Annotated in this window: 16 protein-coding genes; 7 read left to right on the forward strand and 9 right to left on the reverse strand. The window is 45.3% G+C overall.

The window, feature by feature from the left end; translation table 11 throughout:
* Positions 1–7 precede the first annotated feature (7 nt).
* The 8 genes from ABS362_RS18285 to ABS362_RS18320 all read right to left on the reverse strand — a co-directional run bounded on the left by ABS362_RS18285 (position 8) and on the right by ABS362_RS18320 (position 13,358).
* On the reverse strand, positions 8–934 hold the full coding sequence (locus ABS362_RS18285; RefSeq protein ID WP_350414348.1) for a hypothetical protein: 927 nt from the start codon (positions 932–934) through the stop codon (positions 8–10).
* A gap of 109 nt (positions 935–1,043) precedes the next feature.
* The gene (locus ABS362_RS18290) at positions 1,044–4,508 is read right to left on the reverse strand and encodes a hypothetical protein (protein ID WP_350414349.1); all 3,465 of its coding nucleotides are present in this window, start codon (positions 4,506–4,508) and stop codon (positions 1,044–1,046) included.
* 303 nt (positions 4,509–4,811) lie between these two features.
* Positions 4,812–6,263 (reverse strand): hypothetical protein, encoded by a 1,452-nt coding sequence (locus ABS362_RS18295; protein ID WP_350414351.1) that lies wholly within the window; start codon positions 6,261–6,263, stop codon positions 4,812–4,814.
* Positions 6,264–6,265: 2 nt separating this feature from the next.
* The gene (locus tag ABS362_RS18300) at positions 6,266–6,679 is read right to left on the reverse strand and encodes a hypothetical protein (RefSeq protein WP_350414353.1); all 414 of its coding nucleotides are present in this window, start codon (positions 6,677–6,679) and stop codon (positions 6,266–6,268) included.
* A gap of 5 nt (positions 6,680–6,684) precedes the next feature.
* Positions 6,685–8,046, reverse strand: a complete 1,362-nt coding sequence (locus ABS362_RS18305; protein ID WP_350414355.1) for a hypothetical protein — start codon at positions 8,044–8,046, stop codon at positions 6,685–6,687.
* 428 nt (positions 8,047–8,474) lie between these two features.
* On the reverse strand, positions 8,475–10,106 hold the full coding sequence (locus tag ABS362_RS18310; RefSeq protein ID WP_350414371.1) for a M1 family metallopeptidase: 1,632 nt from the start codon (positions 10,104–10,106) through the stop codon (positions 8,475–8,477).
* Positions 10,107–10,535: 429 nt separating this feature from the next.
* Entirely contained in the window at positions 10,536–11,726 is a 1,191-nt protein-coding gene (locus ABS362_RS18315) for a multicopper oxidase family protein (RefSeq protein WP_350414357.1), read from the reverse strand.
* Between the two features lie 507 nt (positions 11,727–12,233).
* On the reverse strand, positions 12,234–13,358 hold the full coding sequence (locus ABS362_RS18320; protein ID WP_350414359.1) for a hypothetical protein: 1,125 nt from the start codon (positions 13,356–13,358) through the stop codon (positions 12,234–12,236).
* Between the two features lie 376 nt (positions 13,359–13,734).
* Between ABS362_RS18320 and ABS362_RS18325 the strand changes: the two genes are divergently transcribed.
* The 5 genes from ABS362_RS18325 to ABS362_RS18345 all read left to right on the forward strand — a co-directional run bounded on the left by ABS362_RS18325 (position 13,735) and on the right by ABS362_RS18345 (position 16,409).
* Positions 13,735–13,926 (forward strand): cold-shock protein, encoded by a 192-nt coding sequence (locus ABS362_RS18325; RefSeq protein ID WP_350414360.1) that lies wholly within the window; start codon positions 13,735–13,737, stop codon positions 13,924–13,926.
* 108 nt (positions 13,927–14,034) lie between these two features.
* Positions 14,035–14,262, forward strand: a complete 228-nt coding sequence (locus ABS362_RS18330; protein WP_350414361.1) for a hypothetical protein — start codon at positions 14,035–14,037, stop codon at positions 14,260–14,262.
* A 506-nt stretch (positions 14,263–14,768) separates the two neighbouring features.
* Positions 14,769–15,140: a hypothetical protein gene (locus ABS362_RS18335; RefSeq protein ID WP_350414362.1), complete on the forward strand. Its 372-nt coding sequence runs from the start codon at positions 14,769–14,771 to the stop codon at positions 15,138–15,140.
* Between the two features lie 22 nt (positions 15,141–15,162).
* On the forward strand, positions 15,163–15,345 hold the full coding sequence (locus ABS362_RS18340; protein WP_350414363.1) for a hypothetical protein: 183 nt from the start codon (positions 15,163–15,165) through the stop codon (positions 15,343–15,345).
* Between the two features lie 293 nt (positions 15,346–15,638).
* Positions 15,639–16,409: a DoxX family membrane protein gene (locus ABS362_RS18345; RefSeq protein WP_350414364.1), complete on the forward strand. Its 771-nt coding sequence runs from the start codon at positions 15,639–15,641 to the stop codon at positions 16,407–16,409.
* Between the two features lie 15 nt (positions 16,410–16,424).
* Here the strand turns inward: ABS362_RS18345 and ABS362_RS18350 are convergent, their stop codons facing one another.
* A complete protein-coding gene (locus tag ABS362_RS18350) occupies positions 16,425–18,989 on the reverse strand; it encodes a PAS domain-containing protein (protein WP_350414365.1) in 2,565 nt (854 codons plus the stop codon).
* A 399-nt stretch (positions 18,990–19,388) separates the two neighbouring features.
* On the opposite strand from ABS362_RS18350, the gene ABS362_RS18355 reads away from it, so the two are divergent.
* Both ABS362_RS18355 and ABS362_RS18360 read left to right on the forward strand, forming a co-directional pair.
* Complete coding sequence (locus tag ABS362_RS18355) at positions 19,389–20,198, forward strand: N-formylglutamate amidohydrolase (protein WP_350414367.1); 810 nt, start codon at positions 19,389–19,391, stop codon at positions 20,196–20,198.
* Positions 20,199–20,217: 19 nt separating this feature from the next.
* Positions 20,218–21,304: tyrosine/phenylalanine carboxypeptidase domain-containing protein (locus tag ABS362_RS18360; protein WP_350414369.1), on the forward strand; the 1,087-nt coding region annotated here is incomplete at its 3' end.

Raw genomic sequence — 21,304 nt, forward strand, 5'->3', positions numbered from 1 at the left:
ATGCGGGTTATCTGAAATCGATCCTGGCCTTTTCCTGTATTCTCCAGCCGTTGTTTACTTTGGCAAGAACACCATCCTGCTGCTGCACCACTTTTGTTACCATGCGGTTCGATGGCTTTTCAAAATCAAAAGCATTTTCCAGGCGGTCGATGCCCTGTGAAATGACAAAGGCATGGTTGCCACCCAGGTTAAAACGGTAGCGGGTCTGGCTGCTGCCTTCTGCGGGCACATCTATCTCAATATAACTATCCGAATCGGGACGCTGCTGTAACTGGTGCTGGCGTATCACACCATCTTCCGGTATAATGGCAAACCTGATGCCTGAATCAGCTATCACTTCGGGCGTAGGTTCCGGTATAGTTGCAGCCTGCGTAAATCCGGCTTCCTGCTCCAGTTCTGCTAAAAGATCACTATCAGAGAATTCCAGTTTTACATCTTTAGGAGAAGCCATTTGCTGTTCTCTGCCGGTTTCTTCCGTGTTTCTTTCTACCGGTTCGTTGCGTCTGCGGTTCTCCTTTTTGCGGCGTGGCTGCTGAGGCTGTGGCTGTATTTCTTCCGTACCTTGCAGTTCTTCTGATGCTGGCTGCTGCCTTTCTCTTTGTTTCTGGCGCTGCTTCTGTCGGGGCTCCCTTTCTTCGCGTGGCTGGTTCTGGCGTGCTTCCTGCCTTTCTTCTCTTGGCTGGCTCTGACGCGCTTCCTGCTGCTCCTGTCTAGGCTGGTTTCTTCTGCCGGTTTCGCTCTGTTCTATAGTTGGTCTGTTTCCTTTACCAGAAGCACTTTGCACCCTGTTTAGGCTTGCTTCCAGGTACTTTACACGTTCTTTCAGGTCCTCGATGCGTTTGCCTAAAATATGGTGCGAGCTGCTGGCCCTGATAAAAGCAAAACCTGCTCCTACCAGCGCTACTATACTAATGATGATTGCTACTATATCCATTTATCAATGTTATTTATCCTGATGTATACTTATGAAGTGTAAACTACAAAATTCAACCACGCACTGCTATAGTTTGTGGTTGAATTTTATAGTTATAGTTTGATGTAATTTACGAAATAGCGCTTACCTGCGACTGCTGCTTATACAGTTCCTTCGACAACAGGTAAAGCGACTGCTTCAGCGGCATGAAGAACATGGTCTCGTGCAACGGTTCCCGGTCTGTCAGGCCGCGAACGGTATCTTCCAGTATCATGGTGTAGCTGTCCTGCAGGTTCATCCGCATAAACTCCAGCGCACGCATCGGGTCTACTTCCACGCCCATAGAGCGCATCAGCGGCGAAATGTCCGGGTCATCCAGCAGCATCGTTAAGCAAGCCATTACGTTATCCATCACTTCCTGGCGCAATTCACCGGTTACCTGGTTTTTGGTTACAGGCGTCAGGGCATCGGACGGGTTAGCTGATCCGGTCGGCTTCATGATCGGGATGTTAGTCAGGTCTGCAAGATCGGTACCTTCCAGCGCCATAGCACCACCATTGGCTGTTACCTGCTTCGGATTATCAACCAGCACCAGCTTAAAGTTAGCCGGTGGCTCCTGCCCCGTTACCTTCTGGAAAATGGCCTTGGCATAACGCTCCACATTCGAGAGGTTATTGCCAGCACTCAGAAGCTTAATGTACAAACTACCGCGACCACTGAACGAAATGTAGCGTGGTACTTTCACATCCAGTTGCTGCACCAACTGTGCCAGGTGGTACATCAGCGAACCAAAGTGTATATAGAACATCAGTCGTAACTGGCGTGCCTGCAATAGCTGCGAACTATAGTTTAGTTCTTTATCATAGCTGAACAACAGCGAGCTGATGTCGGCTGAGTTAAAGTCCGGGTTATCCAGGGCGGTTTCCAGGAACTTGCGGTATTCGCGTCCTTCTTCGGTTAACGGTATGCGCAACACGTGGTCTACGCCATACTGCAACAGGCCATTGTCTTTGCGGGTCTTAACCGTAGCAAATCCATCGCCCCACAGGTCGTTCCCGGCAAAACGGAACGAGGAGCTATGCGAAGGTCTGCGGTTGGTGAATAGCAACACGTCGGTTGTACCGCCGCCAATATCCACGTTTATCAGGTTCTCGTCCTGGCTCGGCACCACAGCCCCGGTCCTGGACAGGAAGTAAAACGGCGCTACCGATTCAGTAATGCAAACCGTATTTCTGCCATTCTTGAACACATTGTTGTACACGGTATCCCACACATTCTGGAACATGTTACGCGAGTACTCATCAAAGCTCAGCGGCGCGAACCATACTATTTTGGTACTTGCCACATTTCCGTTGTTCAGTACTACTTTGTTCTTGATAAGCAGCATGATCTCGGTGAAAAAGGCTTCGATGCGGCGCTTTCCTGCGTTGGTCAGCGTCTCGCTCCACTTCAGGTCGGTGTGGTAGGTTTGCTTGTACTGGTCCTGGTGCGTGCCTTCGGTGTTGATAGAGAAGCCGATGTTGATGTTGCCAAACAGGTTCGTGATCTGGTTCTCAAAATCAATGGACTCGCAGGTAGCTGTTCTGGTCGGGAAGTTATACAGCGAACCACCGGAGCCGATGATCAATGGTATAAACTCACGCTTCAGCAAGGTCTCCACGGCAAACAATCTACCAAAGCCTCGCTTATGGAAACGTTGGTAATCAGTCAAAGCCGGATCTTCGGAAGGCTTGTTAAGCATCACCAGTTGCTGGTCGTTGGCTGTGATGGAGAATTCGCGTGGCGGCTGGTTAGAGCCCGATGTATAAGCAATGTGCGTGTTCGAAGTTCCGAAATCGACAGCAAAAGTAAAGTTGTGTATACCCTGCTGCTTTTCTTCAAACTTAGGTACGATCAGCGCCTTGCCTGTAAAATCTACCCCGGCATGCGTGAACTCCGCAAAATCGAAGTGTGTGCCCCGGATCTCGTAGTAAGTACTACCAGCGCTGCTGTTGCTCTTTTTGGTACGTTTATGTGCTATAGCCGAGATAATACCTCCGCCTGCTTCCAGTAATTTACCACCCGCAAAGAAGTTGAGCGAATGGCTCTTGTTCACCAGCAACGGATCGATGTCCTCATCTACCAGCATTACCTTATAGAAGTCGTTATACTGCGCAGCATCTGTAAACTTATAGAACGGGAACACACCCAAACCGATCCTCGATTTCAGGATGTGCCCTTTCTCCGGAATCACGTTACCGTTTGCGTCTTTAGAGTTAAGCGGGTTGTCGTAATAGCTGCGCTCGTACACTACACTTCCTTTCTCGGTTGGCACACGCAGCGTTACCCGCACATGGTTCACATCGATATGGAAGGTCAGGTGATTGGCAAGATCTTCCGGTGAGAAGAAATCAAAGTATAAGCTCGTGATCGGAAGCAGGTAGTTAAAGGATTTCTCGGTTACGCCCGGCTGATACACTACCGTTCCGCTATAAAAACGATCGGTGTTCACCTCGTACGGCACCTGAACCAGCGTTTCCTGCAGCAGGTCGTTTATAGTTAAGTATGGATAGTTGAACCCAACACCCGGCAACGAACGGTTTTCAAGCGGCTTTTCGTCAGCGTATCCAACTATAGTATTTACCGGCCAGGCCAGGTTATTTACATACTTTACATCAGGTGCCAGGCGCAGTTCAGGCTTTAAAACGATCGGGCGCTCGCCTGCAAAACCAGTATGCGTCGGACGGATAAACAGGTCGCTGCTGGTAACGGCAGTCTGGTCTTTCTTAACTAAAAAGTTGATGTTGCCCACATGCACCGGGTTCTGCTGGAAATCCACAAGCTGCAGGTACTGCGAAGCGATTGCTCCCTGCCCCACGGCTCCTGCCATATTTATACTTCGCAGCTGGTTCTCGTCCAGTGCATTATACACCGCCGGAAAGGCTTGAATCATGGCCGGGTTCGAAACGAACAGCTTGTGCACATACTCCCTGAAATCTGCCTCACGGTGCTCCAGCGCTACATAGTTATGGTCGAAGTAGGTACCGATGTTCTGGGCTCGGTTTATAGCTAGCGGCTGCACATTAGGCGCTACAAACAGGAAGGTCAGCGGTGAAGTACCGCCAATCAGTTGCATTTGCCTGTCGCCACGGCTGTTTGTAGATTCGAAGAAGATCAGGAAAATATCCTCGATGCCCTGGAAGCGGCTGTCGTTCATGAACAGTTCCAGCGTACGGCCCAGCAAACTTGTGTTCGGGTTAGCCTGCATGGCGCCCAGTTGCTGGTGCTTGTTCCAGCGGCGAATGATGATCTTGTTGCCGGCCTGCGCGTAGCTCTGGTGGTTGTAGAGCAGCTCCCAAAGGTCCCAGAAATGCGTGACGAACTTGTGGTAAATGGTGTTGGTGTTGTTGCCTGCCACACCGTGCTTCACAAAATCAAAAGCGGTCTCGAACAGGTGCATGCGCGCGAAAGGCGTAGGTATCGAAGCATTGATCTTCAGGGCTCTGCCACCAGCGCCATCGGTTATATCTTTTATCTCGGTGCTTGTGATCTGGCTGGTCTTGGCCCAACCCTCCACGTTTGATCCGGTTTTATGTAGACGAAGTACTTTCGGCATGTTTGTTTTTTATTTTAAGTTGTATGGCGCGAGCGTCCTCGCTCGTGACTAACTATAGTTGGGCCTCTGGCCCCTTTTCAAAGAATTTGCACTTTGCTCTTTCGGATTTGAAATCCGAAAGTATAGTTATGCAAGGATTTTTAATCCGCTTTCTCTCTGTTTCTATTGGCTAAAGTCGGATTACAAATCCTGATATTAGTTGCTTCCGGATTGCAAATCCGGAAGAGCATTAATTATAGTGTACAGTGGCCAGAGGCCACACTATACTAAACACGAGCCATGCGGCTCGCGCAATAAGTACTCTTAACTATACTTCAGCTTCTCCTCTACCAATCTCTCCGTAGCGGTTTCAAAAGCTTTTATAGTTGCTTTAAAGGCGTTACGGTCAGATACGGATTCGGCAGCGCGGTTGAGTTCTTTTACAAATGAGCCCTGGCTAATACCCTTGTTTAGGAAGCCTGTCTCGATGTGCTTGTCCGACACCATGCGGTTGAAATCTGTCTCATTCAGATCAAGGGCTGCGAAGGTTCTTTCTTTGCGGCTCAACTCCCGTAACCATGCCTGATATCCGAACTCAGGGTTTGTCAGGAATTTGTTCAATTCCTTGAAAACCGGCTCGTTGCGTAGCGCACCCTGCAGGTCCACGCCTTTGGAATAAGCAGCTTGTGCATCGCCTGGCATGTGCGTTGTATAGTAGCGCTCGAAATAATGGAAACGGATCAGCTGACTGGCAATTCTGTCTCTTGTCTCACTATCCAGGTGCGAAAACTGCACGTTACTCACATCTTCGCGCAAACCATACTCATGGAAAGTCTCATTCCCGGAAAGCTCATCATCGGAGTAATCCATAAAGTCAACTATAGCCAAAGCGCTTAACAACTCAACTAAATGCGCGTCGTTTTTCTGGCTGGCACGTCCCGGGTTGTTCTCCATCGGCTTGTCCGGCGTGTCGCCCATGTAGTACACCGCATTCACGCCATTCAGGTGATTTTGGTAATAAGACAACGCATCTTTCGCCTTTGTGGTAAAGGTGTTGGAGTCGATAAAGTCAGCTTCTACGCCTGCGGCAGGTTGCTCTAAAGAGAAGTATGGTAACACGACCATAGCACCTGTTAAAGCAGTATTTAAACTTGCAGCATTTGGAAGGCTAGTTCGGCTATCTTTAAAGTTTTTGAGCAGCAGCGGGAAGCCTGCAGCGCCTGTTCCACCGAAGATTGAACTCACAAAGAAGATACGGTCGCCGGGTTGGAAGTTGGACGCAAAGAAGCGCATTTCAGGCGAATCGATGATCTCGTTCAGCACCACACTACCCACGTTCGGGCTACCACGGAAACCCACGTCTAAACTGTTGTTCAGGTTCTCAGGCGTAAACAGCAGGTCTATCAGCGCCTGGCTTTCTACATCAAGCTGGTTATAGCCCACATGGTCTTTAAACGGTTTGTTGATCCCGCCGAAATCATACACAAAACTGTCGCGTATTTTGGCAGTGCCATCGCCGGCTATGCTCGATAGCGTGCTGATATCGGTATGGAAGAAACCTTCGTCGCGGCGGCCAAGGGCATCGTGAATATGCTTGTATGTTTTAAGCAGCTCCACGGTGCGGTTCATGTCGCCGTTCTGGGTGTCGGGGTCGATAATGATCGGTACTATTTTATCACAGTTCTGAATCTTGACACCTGCCGCCATCAGCATGACCAGCGAACGGATCACGCGGGAGCCGGTGCCACCAATTCCGAATACAAAAAGCTTTGCCATAGTTATTTTTTGTTAGGCCATTTCATAGGAGTTGTCCATGCCTGCACGGAGCCCCTTTTAAGTACTATAGAGAAAACGAAGAAAAGTATGATACTGTATATCACGTTCAGGAAAGCGAACATATACGTGTAAGAGTGCGTCTCAATTTCGTTGCCGGTAACCTGCGTTATCGGGATGATGAAGGCGATAATGGCGTTCAGAACCAGGAACATTACCCAGTGCTGTGTTTTATAAAGGCCGGTACTCATCACGCGGTTCAGCACATAATAATAAAGTATAACGATCGCCAGCGTGATTATTACCAGCAGTAATCCGGTGTTCGGGAAAACGACCTCGCGGTAATCGTTGGTGAAGTTGGCAGGGATAGGGCGGCCCAGAAACATTTCATAGAGCCCCCAGAAAAACTTTTGGATCATATAGGTTAGTCTGCTTTTTTAAATTGTATAGTTGCACTGAAAACGTTGTCGCTCTGGTCGCGGTAAAGCGCCTGAACGCCGTCGATTATTTTGGTAAGCTGGTACGTCTTTTTCTGCGCTGAAGCCGGGTTGTTGTCGTTGTCAGTAGACCATGCCGTGATCCAGGTTGGTGTTACCTGCGGCAATTGCACCGTAACAGAGCCGGAACTGGCAGTTAATTCCGGTACCCGTACCCGCACAAAATGGCTGAACTTTGCCAGGTCCGGTGTGGCTTTTATAGTTTCATCGGCTGCCGTAACCGAAACTATAGTTGGCCTGCTGCCGGTGCTGGTTACTTTCAGGTTCTTTTTCAGGTAATCAATCCTTTGCATCAACATTGGAAGACTGCTCAGATCCAGGCCAATCGTAAACTCCACAGGTTCGTTTTTAGCAGGTTGCATATTTACTGATGTACACGGGTCAGCATTGCGGCTGCTGCAGTATACTACGCCAGTTGGCCTGAATTGCTTCTCTTTGAGCAGTGCAGAATACGGTATAGTTTCATACTCAAAACCAAAGTATGCCTGTTGTGCCGGAAGATTGCGTAGTACCCTGTTTGTTACCACCTGCACTTCCTGCTGTGGCCCGATCACCCAGATATAGTAGGGTATCTCCTCCCCGTTCAGCGTTCTTCTCAGTTCAGGTTTCTTCACGGCCGGGTGGTAAGTACCATAGAACGGTGATGTGTTGCCAAGTATGGCAATGGCCAGGCCCTGGTGCTCGGCTTCGCGCAGGCTGCTCCTGATGTCTGCATCAAGCGATATGAATTGTCCCTGGTCGCGCGGGTCCGGGCCGTGTATAAAATCTGAAACTATAACACTTACTGCCCCCTGATCTATAGACTTCTGCAAAGCTGCTTTTAGCATAGCCGGAAGTGGGGTTCCGCGAACATCATCCTTAATACCACTAACGATGTAGCTTTTCATGGTATTGTATGATACGCTGTCGAGTACCGGGCGGCTTTGAGCATCTTCCTTCGCCAGGTAAAAACCTTTTTCAGCCACGTAACGCCCGTCCTGCACTTCCGATATCAGCTTGAGCAGGTTGTTCTGGAACGTGGTTGCTTCTTTTCCGGCGGCTGGTGTTGGTATAAAGCCTTTCATGCCGTTGGATATTTCCAGGTACACATTCACGTTCGCCTTTTCAGGTGTTGCGGGTGTTTCTGAATTTGCCGGGGCTTTAACTACAGGTTTATCGTTTTTAGCTGGCGCAGTAGCAACAGGGTCGGTCTCTTCGCCGGTGCTTTGTTTTTTGTAGCACCCCGAAAAAATCAGCGCCAGGCAAAGCAGCAATATTTGTAAGCTACTTACGGACTTTGTTATAGGCATGCATTTTTGATTTTAGCTGTTTCGCAGTTACTGAGAAATCAGGAATAAGGTTTTTGTAAACTATAGGCTGATTCGCCTGGCTCATTTTTCAGCTAAGCGGACAGTTACCAAGTATAGGCTTGTAACGATGTATAAGTGTTATAAGATACATCTGCACCTAAAGAATACTCCAATAAGAATATGGGCTGCCAACAAAGGATGCAAAACACCTGATCAGGAAGGTTATAATTGGATGGAGTTGACTTGAAGAGCTATATTAAACTATAGCATGAACCAGGCTGATGAATAGCTATCAACAACTAAAGAGCTACTATAATAAATGGAATGCACCGGAAAAATATGCTATGTTTTTCTCTAACCTTAAATGAGTCTGAATATCATTCCCTTATTGAATGGAAACTATAAAGTAAAACCTCAAAAGGGCCTCATTAAAGCGCACTGGCTTCTATATAAAAATTGGGATCCACAATAACCGTTGCATTCTTTTGTAATCCGTTTACTACTTTCCAGTTACTCGTCGGTTCCAGCCACTTTTCTCTTCCATTTACAAACACCTTAACAGGCATATTGAACGCAGGCACTACATTGATCCACCTGTAGTTCAGCTTATTGCCTTTTATCTGATACTCTAATTTTGGAATGCGCACATCACGTAAATACTGGTCAAACACAGGCTTCAGCTCACGGCCTGCGTGTTTGCTCAGGTAATCTTCTATCTGTTTTGTTGTAACTGTCTGATGATAGAATTCTTTGTTTAAACCGCGCAATATGCCACGCCACTTTTCGTCGTTGTTCACGATCTGGCGCAGCGTGTGGAGCATGTTTCCTCCTTTATAGTACATGTCACCAGACCCGCTTCTGTTTACGCCATACACACCGATGATCGGGCGGTCGTTTTTGATATTGGCACGGGTTCCGATCACGTAGGCGCTGCTGGCTTCCTTGCCATAAAGGTAATCCAGAAACAGGTTTTCGGAGTAGTTGGTAAAGCTCTCGTGTATCCACATGTCTGCGGCATCCTTGTTCGTGATGTTGTTGGCAAACCACTCGTGCCCGGACTCATGGATAATAATAAAGTCAAACTTTAACCCCCAGCCAGAACCACTCAGGTCGCGGCCACGGTAGCCATTCTGGTACCCGTTGCCATAAGTCACAGCGCTCTGGTGCTCCATGCCCAGGTAAGGCACTTCTACCAGTTTGTATCCATCTTCATAAAAAGGGTACGGTCCAAACCAATGCTCTAATGCCTGCAGCATACGGGGCACATCTTTAAACTGCTCTTTTGCCTTTTCCAGGTTCTCTTTCAATACATAGTAGTTGCAATCAAGCTGGCCCTTCTCACCCTGGTACTTTTCAGAAAAGTGGGCATAGTCTGCAATGCTGATATTCACGCCATAGTTGTTGATGGGGTTAGACACGAACCAATGGAAGGTTTTGGTTTTGTCGTTGTGCTGCTCTACATTTCTAAGCCTGCCATTCGATACATCCATCAGATGATCTGGTACACGAACGCTGATGAGCATACTGTCGGGTTCGTCGTACATGTGGTCTTTGCAGGGCCACCACATGCTGGCACCGTCGCCCTGGTTAGAGTTAGCTACAAACGGATTCCCATTCTTATCTTTCTTCCACGTAATGCCGCCTGTCCAGGGTGGGTTGGTACTAACGGTAGGCTTGCCTCCAAAATAAACATCCAGCATGTTTACTGTGCCTGGCTGCTGTTTTGAGGGAAGCGATACAAAGTAGGCATTACCATCCCTTTTAAAAGTAAGCTGCTTTCCATCCTGGGTTATTTTCTCGATGGCCATTGGCTTCTGCATATCTATCTGCATTACCTGTTCTGGCTTCAACACTTTATAGTGTATCGTGTTACTGCCTTTAATGGTACTATCTGCCGGATCTACCTGTACGCTCAGATGATAGTAGGTCAGGTCCCACCAGGCACGCTCCGGTGTAACAGACCCACGCAGGGTATCTTGTCGGGTAAAGGTTGTTTTTTGCGCCAAAACGTTGAAGCTGCAAAGCAAAATCAGGCAAACTATAGAAATCCGGGTGATCATATTTTTCATTAGTCAGGAGTTAACCTTATTTGTTCAGGAAGTAACTTTGATTAGTCTCAACGGCAATATTTGTGATACATCTTAAACGAGACTTATTTAAGTGAAGTCTTATGTGAAGTTAACATAAATAAAGCGTTTGTGCCATAGTTGTGAATCAACTAACCTTGAATGAAGTTCGAATTTAAACTATAGAATGCCTAAGTCTTTAAAACCTAGGTGCGGTATAGTTTGATGGAGGTAATAAGATTTGATGTTCTTATTATTATAAGTAACCAAAAGGCAACTCTACCTGAAATGGAGCGGCCTCTGGTTTCTCAACTATACTGTTAGGTTTAGCAAGAAAAGTAAGTATAGCTACGACCCTGTAATGTTGGTGATAACACCGAAATAACCCGTTATCTACTTCAGAAACTATAGACTCGGAATAATTTATTGGTCTACCACCTCAAAATTGGCCATCATCCCCATGTCTTCATGTTCCAGTTTGTGGCAGTGCATCACATACCTACCAACAAAGTTATCGAAACGGATGAGCACTGTTACAGTCTCTCTGTCCTCGAGCAGAACAGTATCTTTCCAACCAGCTTCCCAGGCAAATACCCTGTTTCTGCCACCTGATCGGGACTGTATCTGAAATGACGCGCCATGTATGTGTACAGGGTGTGGTGCATTACCATTTGTCTTGAATACCCAACGCTCCACCTGCCCTCTTTTCACAGTCCAGTCGATGCGATCCATCTCGTATACTTTACCATTGATCTTGGTCATGCCATCAAAGCTGAAGGTTCTGGTAACGACCGGGCTGTTCAGTTTTTCAATATCGGATGAGATGGGTAAGCTGGCATAAAAAGGTATTTCCTGTGTATTGCCTACTCTGAACTCCAATATATCCCACCCTGACCTGGCATCGCGCAGCATTATTTTAGTGCCTGGTTTATAGTTGCGAAAATCGACCAATATATCTGTTCTTTCTCCATTTCCCATATCAATGCGTGCCATATCAGTAGATGCAGGAAGCAGTCCGCCATCATTACCGATCAGGTGCATCGGAGCCCCGTTAGAAAGCTCCAACCCAAATACCCGTGAGTTTGCTCCGTTCAGCACCCTGAACCGGTATACAGCTTTGTCTACATCCAGGTAAGGATCTTTGGTACCGTTAACCAACGCTACCTGACCCAAAAAGCCACCAGATGTAGGCTTGTATAGTAAGGCGCCACTTTTGCTAAACGATGCATCGCGGATAACAAGCGGAACTTCGTATTTACCTGCTGGAAGATTTTTTGAAGCTTCTTCACTATCGTTCACTATAAATCCACCAGCCAGCCCATTATAAACCTGCTCACCAGTCATCATGTGCGGATGGGGATGGTACCAGTTAAATGCTGCCCGTTGATTTATTTCAAAATCATAATTATAGGTGCCACCGGTATGCACGGCATGTTGAGGTTGGCCATCGTTTTCGGTACCTACTACTAACCCATGCCAGTGAATGATACTATGAGCCGGCAAATTATTCTTAAAAGTAATTTTAGCAGTTTCGCCTCGGTTTGCCCTTATCATTGGCCCCGGGAAACTTTCGTTATAAGCCCAAACTTCTTGTGCTAGTTCCCCCTCCCACATATGAATAAGGGGCTGCAGTAATTTGCAAACCAAACGGCGTCACAGTTCCTGGTATCCGAAGCTCGTTCCGGGTGATAGCACTACCACCTCCCCTGGCTTCATTTATGTCTGATATCAACGGCTCCTGTATCTCCTTTTCACAGGATAGCAAGTAAAAACTTGATACAAGTAATAAAGCATTCATTAACAATGGTCTCTTTACATTTTTCATTTCTTATGAGATTAGCCTTGTAAAACTATAGTTCAAATTTTTCAGTATTTAACACTATTACTTTACGAAGCGAACTATACCCGGGACCATGAATTTACAGAGATAGAAATCACTTTCAGGAATGATTAAAATCATCTTTAAACTTGTAATTCAGCCATTATTTAACACGAATTTATTGGGGATGATTTTAAGAAAGCTGCAGCCAAAGCAGGATAATTGTTACAGCCTAAATGGGGAATGAAACTACTTTAACAGTGTGAGTTGGGTAAATTTATAGTAGTTGTTTAACTATAAAACTATAGCCTGTACTTTACAATAGATGCTGGCGTAACCACCCTGATGGTCTGCATGGTTTTAGAGTTAAGCAATTCTATTTTACCTGCTTTGCGCAACTGCTCGAATGCAGCCACATAGTTGTCCCGGGTGTAGTTGGTGCCCAAACCATCCATTTCGTAGATCGCATCCACCGACTTAAATTTATAGTTGCCTGCCCTGCTTGTCAATCGTTCTATCAAATCGGGTAAACTATAGTCCGGTTTTTGCTCGAACAGGGTTAGTTGCGGTTGCGGAAACTCGTTTGCAATAAACAGAGGCACACCATCCTGCCGGTAAGTACTATAAGGCAGTATTGTTTCTTTAAAGTTGCGGTAAGTACCACCATCCTGAGACGCAAAAAGTAAATAATGATCAGGTTGCTCCACATCCGGCAGGTTGATCTTAAACAGCTGTGTTACTAATCCTTTTGTTTTTAATAAGCCTATAAATTGGTCCAGGATATACTTCTGCCGCTTTTCTTTGCTTTTCTCTTTACGGCAATAGTAGCTGATGTCGGGTAATTGATCTGTAAAAAGTTCTCCAATGACCTGGCTTACTTTTTTGCTGGCAACAGCTTTGGTAATTTTTTCAGGGCGCAGTAACATGAACAGATCTGAGCGACCAGTTGTAACCGCCTGCAGTAAAACCTGTGAAGCATATACACTCTCAAAAGGATCGAAAAAGATAAGAGAAGTGGTTCCGTTGTTTAATTGCTCTGCCAGTTGTGTCTTACTTTCCGCATCTGTAGGTATTACAGGCGGATTAGCAAGTTCGTTATAGTTGTGATGTGCTGCCAGAGTTTCTATCGCTTGTTCCAGTGCAGACCTGCTTTTATCATACATGCAGACCTGCAGCCTTTCATTCAGGGCCGGCCTTTTAATGATGCTTTTTAGGTAGAACGTATTGTTATTTTCCGGAAGTAGCACTTCAGCTTGGTCCTCCCCTGCATGCAGATCCAGCATCAGCACCGAACTGATCGAATTATCTTTCAACTTACCTGCACAACCGGCACACCAGCTTTCGAAGTACTTACCGAAAAGCTCCTGTTTTATTTCCGTAAAACTGCGTTTCTCCTTAAAAAAATCGTTGGGTTTTGATGCAGGCATAAGGTACTACTACGTGGCAAATCATAAGACCACCGGTAAGATTTTCAATTTAATATTCAAAGGCTGGTTACGCTTGCAACTATAGATTAACAATAGTTTTTACTGATAAACGGCACAACCAAAACACTAAATTACTTAGTACTTTTTTAAGTAAAGCTAAACACATTAGTTTTATTTATACACATTCCGGTTCTCTACCTGCCTGCCCAATATTTATATTGTTAACTATAGCACCTGACAGTCAACTGATTGAATAATATAATCCCATTTTAAATTATATCAGACAACTATTGTAACTTTTTTATTGTATATTGTAAATAATAATGAACGAATATACCGCTTAATATGTAGTAGGTATATAATAACAAATCACAATATGAATAACGGAACAGTAAAATTCTACAATGACCTGAAAGGGTTCGGTTTCATTAAAGAAACAAATTCAGATCAGGAGTATTTTGTACATGCCTCAGGCCTTGTAGATGAGATCAGAGAAAACGACGAAGTGGTTTTCGAACTGCAAGAAGGACGTAAAGGACTAAATGCAGTTAATGTAAAACGCGCTTAGTTTACATTATAAGTCACTGGAAAAAGCCTTACTAACCGTAAGGCTTTTTTTATGGCTACCGCCATTATAGCACAGCATTTAATTAATTGTAAATCAAAACCATACAAAATGAACAGAAAATACTTAGTTGATACCGAAACACACGAATACATCTGCGTTGCTCTTAAAAAAGGGCTGGACTGGATACCTAATAACCAGACTTCACTTTTAAGTTTTATGAGCACCCGCACCCCCGAAACTGAATTAGACTCTGTACTGATCTCCGGCGAGTTTAACGACAATGTCTTTTTCGAAAAATGGATACGTAACGGAACAAACGTACTCTTCCAATACTAACCTGCTCCAATACTAAGCTACCTGATGGCGTAAACTATAGTTTACGCTTTTTTGGTTCTCTAAAAACCAGCCCCTTCTTACCAGATACAAATGCTGTAGTTTAACTATAACTCGTAGCAAACTATAAGCGCACACTTCACATGTACCTGCCTTCCATATTAAACTGGAAAAATAACCTCCACAGCGCGATATTACCATCGTTTTTGTAGAAGCTAATTTAATGCTTCCATGTTTTTTACATCGGTAATGATGCGATCAGACTTCCGTTTTTTAGACTTCGAAATTGACATTCTTCTGAAAACTATAGTCAGAAATATTTTAGTAGAAGAAGCGGGAATGTGCTTAATCTAAAAATGTACTTTATTAGCCTGCAATTAAAAGCCATTTGCTTAACTCAAAGGCGCTATTTAAAATATAGTTACTTATTAATCAACCAATTCCATTTAAAATATTAGCAAACACGTATACTATAAGTAGGATAATAGAATATACCTTTTCCTGAAATTATGACTCACAAGACCACATTATTTTCGCTGATAACCGGATTATTACTGTTAGCAGCCACTCCAATTTTTGCCCAGAACTCCCCTACAAAAGAAGAAAAAGGAGCATCTTATGAAACAAATAAAGAAAAAGAAATAAGAGACGAAATACGCTTAACTGACGCTAAAAAATTAAAGGCGGAAACAAAAGCCACTGCCAGAATTACGGAAGCGAACGCTAAGGAAGCGAAACGTATAGACGAGGAAGCAACTTATGCAGCAAAGCAGGCAAAACGTGCGGCCAGAATGGAAGCAAAGGCCCAGCGCAATCGTGCCGATGCAGACAAGCAAGCTATAAAATCTGCGAAGGCGATTGAGAAGTCGGACAATAACTAAGCTAACCTTTACCTACATTCCAATGGAAAACAAATATACAGAAGGCTCCAGAGTAGTTGCTATTGCAGCTCCAGATCGTGACTTAGTGGTAAGGCGTTATGCCAAACGAATATACTATTGCACAGACCCGAAACACCCGCTGGACAAAGACCTTGTTTATTATGAACGCGAACTACAAAGTGGTTCTAACAAGGGAAGTCTTTAAGAAACTATAGCTAACAAACCTACCGGCAAACTTAATAAGAAACGCGATCTGAGGGTCGCGTTTTTTTTGCTTAACACCAGACTGTAGCGTAGCTATTTCCTAATAAAACAGTTTAAGTAACGACAACAATACAGCATATCAAAATCCGGTAAACACTAAATATTACAGCCTCAAAATAAGGCGTTTTGTAGTGAAAACCAACCTGTTAGTATAATTCATTTTTAAAATTTAGCCGATGTTTTTTACTTCATGGTATATATAGACATGTGCCACCTACTCTACAAAATAAAACTATGCTGAAAAACCAATACCTGCTCGTACTGCTTATCCGCCTGTTCCTGGGTTATATCTTTTTCTCGGCGGGCATTTGTAAACTAACACATGGCAATTTCGGCCAACTGATAGGGCCACCCTGGCTGGAAGAAGCTCTTGCAAAATATGGGTTAGGTTTGTTTGCCCAGGTGGTTGCTGTTAGCCAGGTCGTTATCGGCACACTACTTTTGTCGCAGCGCTATAGTTTGCTGGGTGCCGTCATGCTTGTACCTATGAATGTCGCCATCCTGGCCGTAACCACATCCATGAACTGGACGGGCACGCCTTATGTAAATACGGTTTTCCTGTTACTTAACTTTGTGTTGCTTGGCCTGGAGTATCGTAAATTCCTATTCCTGGTACAGCCCAATAAAGCCCATAAAACAGTGCCTGTACAAACAGATACCATCGGGCAAAATAACTATAGTTGGCTGGGGATAGGGTTTTGTGTACTTACCTTACTGATGACCTTTGTAGACTATACGCTTACTAACCTGGCGGCTTTGCTGGCTTTTGCGAGTTTTGCTGTAACTATAGTTCGGTCCGGGCTGCTTACCAAACTGGATCTGGTGCTGATACTTCTACCTTTTGTAGCAATGCTCATCATGACCTTTGCCGATCTATCCCCACTAATGATACAGGCTGTTGCGCCTATAGTTGGTGTGGAAGCTTTGCTGCTGGCTTATCGTTTATACCTGAGTGCACGTACAAAAACCGGCCCGGATGTAGCACCAACTACAGCCCTGAGTTAAACTATAGTTAAGGAGCTACACCCTGTTTTTGGTATGTAATAGTGGCAGGTTAACTTTAAAGGTCGTCCCGGTTCCTTCTTCGGTTTCAACATCAATTTTACCACCGGCATTATCAACTATACGCTTCACCATGTACAACCCAACGCCGGAGCCTTCCACGTGATCGTGGAAGCGCCGGAACATGGTAAAGAGTTTGCCTTTGCTTTGCTGGCTCAGGCCAAGTCCGTTATCCTTAATAGTTAGCAAAAACTGATCTTCATCCTGGTCGCATTTTATCCGGATAAGCGGAACACGGTCGGGATGACGATATTTCAGAGCATTAGACAGGAGGTTATAAATGATACTGCGCAGGTTCTTCTCTGAAAACGAGACCGATTTGCACAGATTAAGGTCAACTATAACTTCAGCCTTCGATTCGGAAACCAGGTAACCCAGATCCGATTTTACTTCTTCGATCAGTTCCGGCAGATCTATAACTTCTGATTCCAGGTTTTCGCTTTTTTGCAGTTTCGAAATCTCCGTAAGATTGGAGATGGTTTTCTTAAACCTTTCAACGGCCTTTTGCATCATACTGATGATCTGCTTTGCCTCCCCTTCTTCCCTGCTTTGCTCGGGCAGTACCAGGAGTAGCTTTATCAATAACCGCTCGATATTGGAAATAGGTGCGCGCAGGTCATGCGATGCCGTATAGATAAAATTATCAAGGTCTTTGTTGGTGTATACAAGCTGTTTGTTGGCATTGCCGAGCTCAAGGTTTGCAGCCTTTAGTTCCTGGTTCGCGATAGCCAGTTCGTCGGCTATTGCTTTGGCTTTCTGCTCGCTTTCTTCCAATGCTTTACGCGCTGTTACCTGCTCACTTATATCCGTAACCAGAGTATAAAAGCCTTTCACTTCACCATCTCTTATATCAGGCACGTAACTGGTGTGGATATACTTTGTAAAATCTTCCCGATAGGGCATTTTCGCCTCAAACTGAACAAGATTACCTGCCAGCGCCTGCTCTATATATTTTTCAGCGTTTGCATAGGCTTTTTCGCCAACAACGTCTCTTACCTTACGGCCAATAAGCTCCTGTGCCTTATAAGGGAACCACGTTTCGTAAGCTTTATTTGTGAAACGGTAGATCACATCTTTATCCAGGTAACCGATAAGTACCGGCAACGAATCTGTTACCAGTTTTAACTGTTGTTCGCTGGCTTCGGCAGCTTTTCGGGCTGCAACCTGCAGGGTTACTTCCAGTGCAAACACCACCACACCATCTACCTGCCCCTGCTCGTTATAACGTGCCTGCTGTAGGTATTTAAAGTATCGGTCTTCAAGTACGCCATCAGGCCGCGCAAACGGTATCAGCATTTCTGCCTCTTCGTGAGTTTCGCCGGTCTCGTAAACCTCCCGGAAAGTTTTGTACACCTGGTTGTCTTTTATCTCGGGCAACGCTTCTAAAATAGGCTTGCCTAAAAGTACTCTGTCCGGGAAGAGTTGCTGGTAGACCGGGTTTACCAGTTCATACACCAGATCGGGCCCGTCAAGTATACAGATAGCGCTCGGGGCCTGCATAAACAGGTCTTTTAAGCGTTTGCTTTGCCTGTCTGCTTCAGATTCGGCGGCCTGCAGCTTTTCTGTTCTTCTTTTTACCCTAGCTTCCAGTTCCTGGTTAAGGGCGCGCAGCTCTTCTGTGTTTTTCTCCAGTTTCTGCCTTGCTACCACAGATTCTGTAACATCCAGTGCAAATATCAGCACGCCATTAATCTTACCCTTTGTATCGAATAGCGTCTGGTAAATAAAATTCCAGTAAATATCTTCTGCAGGCTGGTCTTCGTAGCGGGCCACCGGCACCAGTAGTTCGCGGCCTTCAAAAGTCTCTCCTGTGTTATAAACTTTTGTAATTATGTCGTCTATAGGCTGATTTTTTAATTCAGGCAGGGCCTCAAACAAAGGTAAACCAAGCAACTCACGACCCGGAAATAATTTCCTGTATCCCTCATTCAGTACTTTATACACCAGGTCCGGGCCTTCTAAAATAGCCAATGCGGCAGGAGCCTGTTCAAATAAGCGTTCGAGGCGCAGCCGGCTATGTTGGGCTTGTGCAAGTGCAGACTGCTCACGTTCGCGGCTCTTCTCCAGCTGTTGCGTTGCCAACACTTCCTCCGTAGCATTTGTCGTCTCATGCAGAATACAAATGATTTCACCCAGTTCGTTGCAGATTGGTTTATTTATAGTATTCCAGTATCGCTCTATAAAATTACCTGGATTTGACGGGTCCGGGATATCATATCGCAGAATATCCATCTTATGAGCTTTGCCGGTTGTAAGTACCTGCTCTAAAGATGCTCTCAGATTAGAGGAAGAATTAACTTCCGGGGTAGAAGGATTATCCGGAAAAACATCAAATAAGTATTTCCCTTCTATATCTTCTAATGAGTAATAAGACTCTTTCAGGAAAGCATCTGTGGCGCTCAGTATTATAAACTGAGGAGTAAGCAATAGGCTCAGCCCTGACTGACTTTCAAAAACCTTCTGGAAAAGTAAATACTGGCTCTTATATTTTTCCTGTACTGTAGAAACCGGGTTATCAGTCATTTATAAAGCAAGCTAAAATATTGATCGATCATTAAAGGAACTATAGCATTGGGCTGCCAACTTAAACAAGCTTTGCCAATGGTTATACTTCTAAGGCAAACCTAAAAATAAAATCAGAAAATTCGTAAGGTAATCACAACTATAGTGAATGCTCATTCAGGTCTAACATGTCAGGCTGAGAATATAGTTTGATAAATCTACTTTTCTGTGTAAGAGCCAGCTATGCTATCGCTGATTTTTTTTTGATATAGCCAGTGGCCCCAATAAGTAAGTGTGCTGCTGCATCTTAAACTGTGCATTAGTATAAAAGTTTTACAATAACGTTTATTTAATGCTTGTAAAGCTAAGATATAACCTTGCAAAGCTATTGCGGGTAAAACCTTGTACAGCATTAAAACTATGGAACACACTAAAATTGACAGCACTTACTATACGATAACCCGTGGCGATAGCCCACTTGTAGCTACTGCCATCCATAGCGGACACGAGGTTCGCCATAACATAAGCAACCTGTTTGCCCTGGCAGCAGAAGAGCGTCTGCGCGAAGAGGACCCTTTTACAGACCATTGGGTTGAGATTACCGATAACCGGATCATAGGGCATAACTCCCGCTTTGAGCTGGACCTGAACCGCTCCCGCGACAAGGCCATTTACTTGAAACCCGAAGATGCCTGGGGCCTGAACGTCTGGAAAGAAGAACTATCGAAGGAGTTTGCTGAAGAATCGCTGGCCCACTACGACAGGTTTTATGCCGATGTAAAGCAGTTACTGACTGAGATACAGAAAAAGCACGGCTGTTTTATAGTTTACGACCTGCACAGCTACAACCACAAACGCGACGGAGCCGAAAGCCCCGAAGCTGATCCGCAACAAAACCCGGAAGTGAATATTGGTACCGGCAACATGAACCGCCAGAAATGGGCACCTGTAGTAGATGCTTTTACTAATTCCCTGCAGAGCTACAATTACCATGGCCGGCAACTGGATGTACGCGAGAATGTAAAATTTGAAGGTGGCCACTTTATGCGCTGGATACACGATAACTTCGGTGATAATGCCTGCGTTTTGAGCATCGAGTTTAAAAAGTTCTTTATGGATGAATGGACAGGCAAACCAGATTACGTGCAGGTAGAGGAAATTAAAAAAGCACTGCAGCAGACTATAAAACCCGTTCTGACCGCTATGCACGAAGTTTGCCGGATACTATAGCCAAGGTTTAACCAATCGCATGATCGATAGCATTACCGAACAGTTTATACAGAAAATTACCAAAAGCCTGCGCCGTGGTAAACAGGTGCACCGTCGCCTGCCCGGTGGCGGTTTGGTATACATCGACAGGCCTCTCCCGTTTTTACTGTTGTTTCGCCACCCTGCCGGCAAGCCCGACCATGCCACAGCCGACTTTGTAAAATCGTCTGCTTCTTACATTATATCGCAGGCTGAACAGACACCTGAACTCACAAAATTAATCGGCAGCATAGCGGAAGAAATGGCGCAGAAGTTTGATGCCTTTCTGATACTGGAAATAAAAGCGGCAGCAGATACTGAACCAGAAACACCCCTTTTCAGAATACTCGGCCCGAAAGAGCAGCTGCCAACAACTATAGCTACACTGCAAAAGGAACTGGAACAGATAAAGATAAGTGGTTTCCATAGTTCTGTAAAAACGTCATCGAACCGGGAGTTACTGCAAGGCCCGCTACGGTTGTTCCCGGAAGAGGAATTAAAAAAACATAGTTACCTGATGCTGGGTCTGGAACTCAAACCCATCTATGTAAACCAGGAAACCGGAAAGGTTTACCCGCTGTTACTGCGTACCCTGCGCGAGAAAATAGCTAACGCGATCAAGAAAACAGTCTTCGATTTTTTATCCGTACAGACATCTCACAAACCATTACATTTCCAGGCACTGGGCAGGCAGGCAGTTAACAGGGCTGTTTGGAAAATAGATAAACAACTTACCAGCATCAGCGATCAGTTCCGGTTCCTGTTACTGGTAACGCCTGTTAACAACAACGAAGCCTGGGCCGAATTCAAGAGAACGAACTATAGCCAGACACCTACTTTCTTTTACCGCCTGATGCCCGTGGATGCCGACCAGCTGAAACGTAAACTATACAACATCCCGATTGAAAAAGTAGACGACCCTACCCTGGCTTACCTGTTCCGGGACAAGCGCCACGAACTGGATAAAATGCTGACCATGCTCGCTGACCGCAACACCCCTGACTTTATGTACAGCAGTATGCAGTTGTTTGGGGCTGTAGATGATGATCTGTTGAAAATAGCGGAACAGTTGCTGGCAGCCTTACCCC

It is taken from the genome of Pontibacter populi (assembly GCF_040278685.1).
Taxonomy (GTDB): Bacteria; Bacteroidota; Bacteroidia; order Cytophagales; family Hymenobacteraceae; genus Pontibacter; species Pontibacter populi.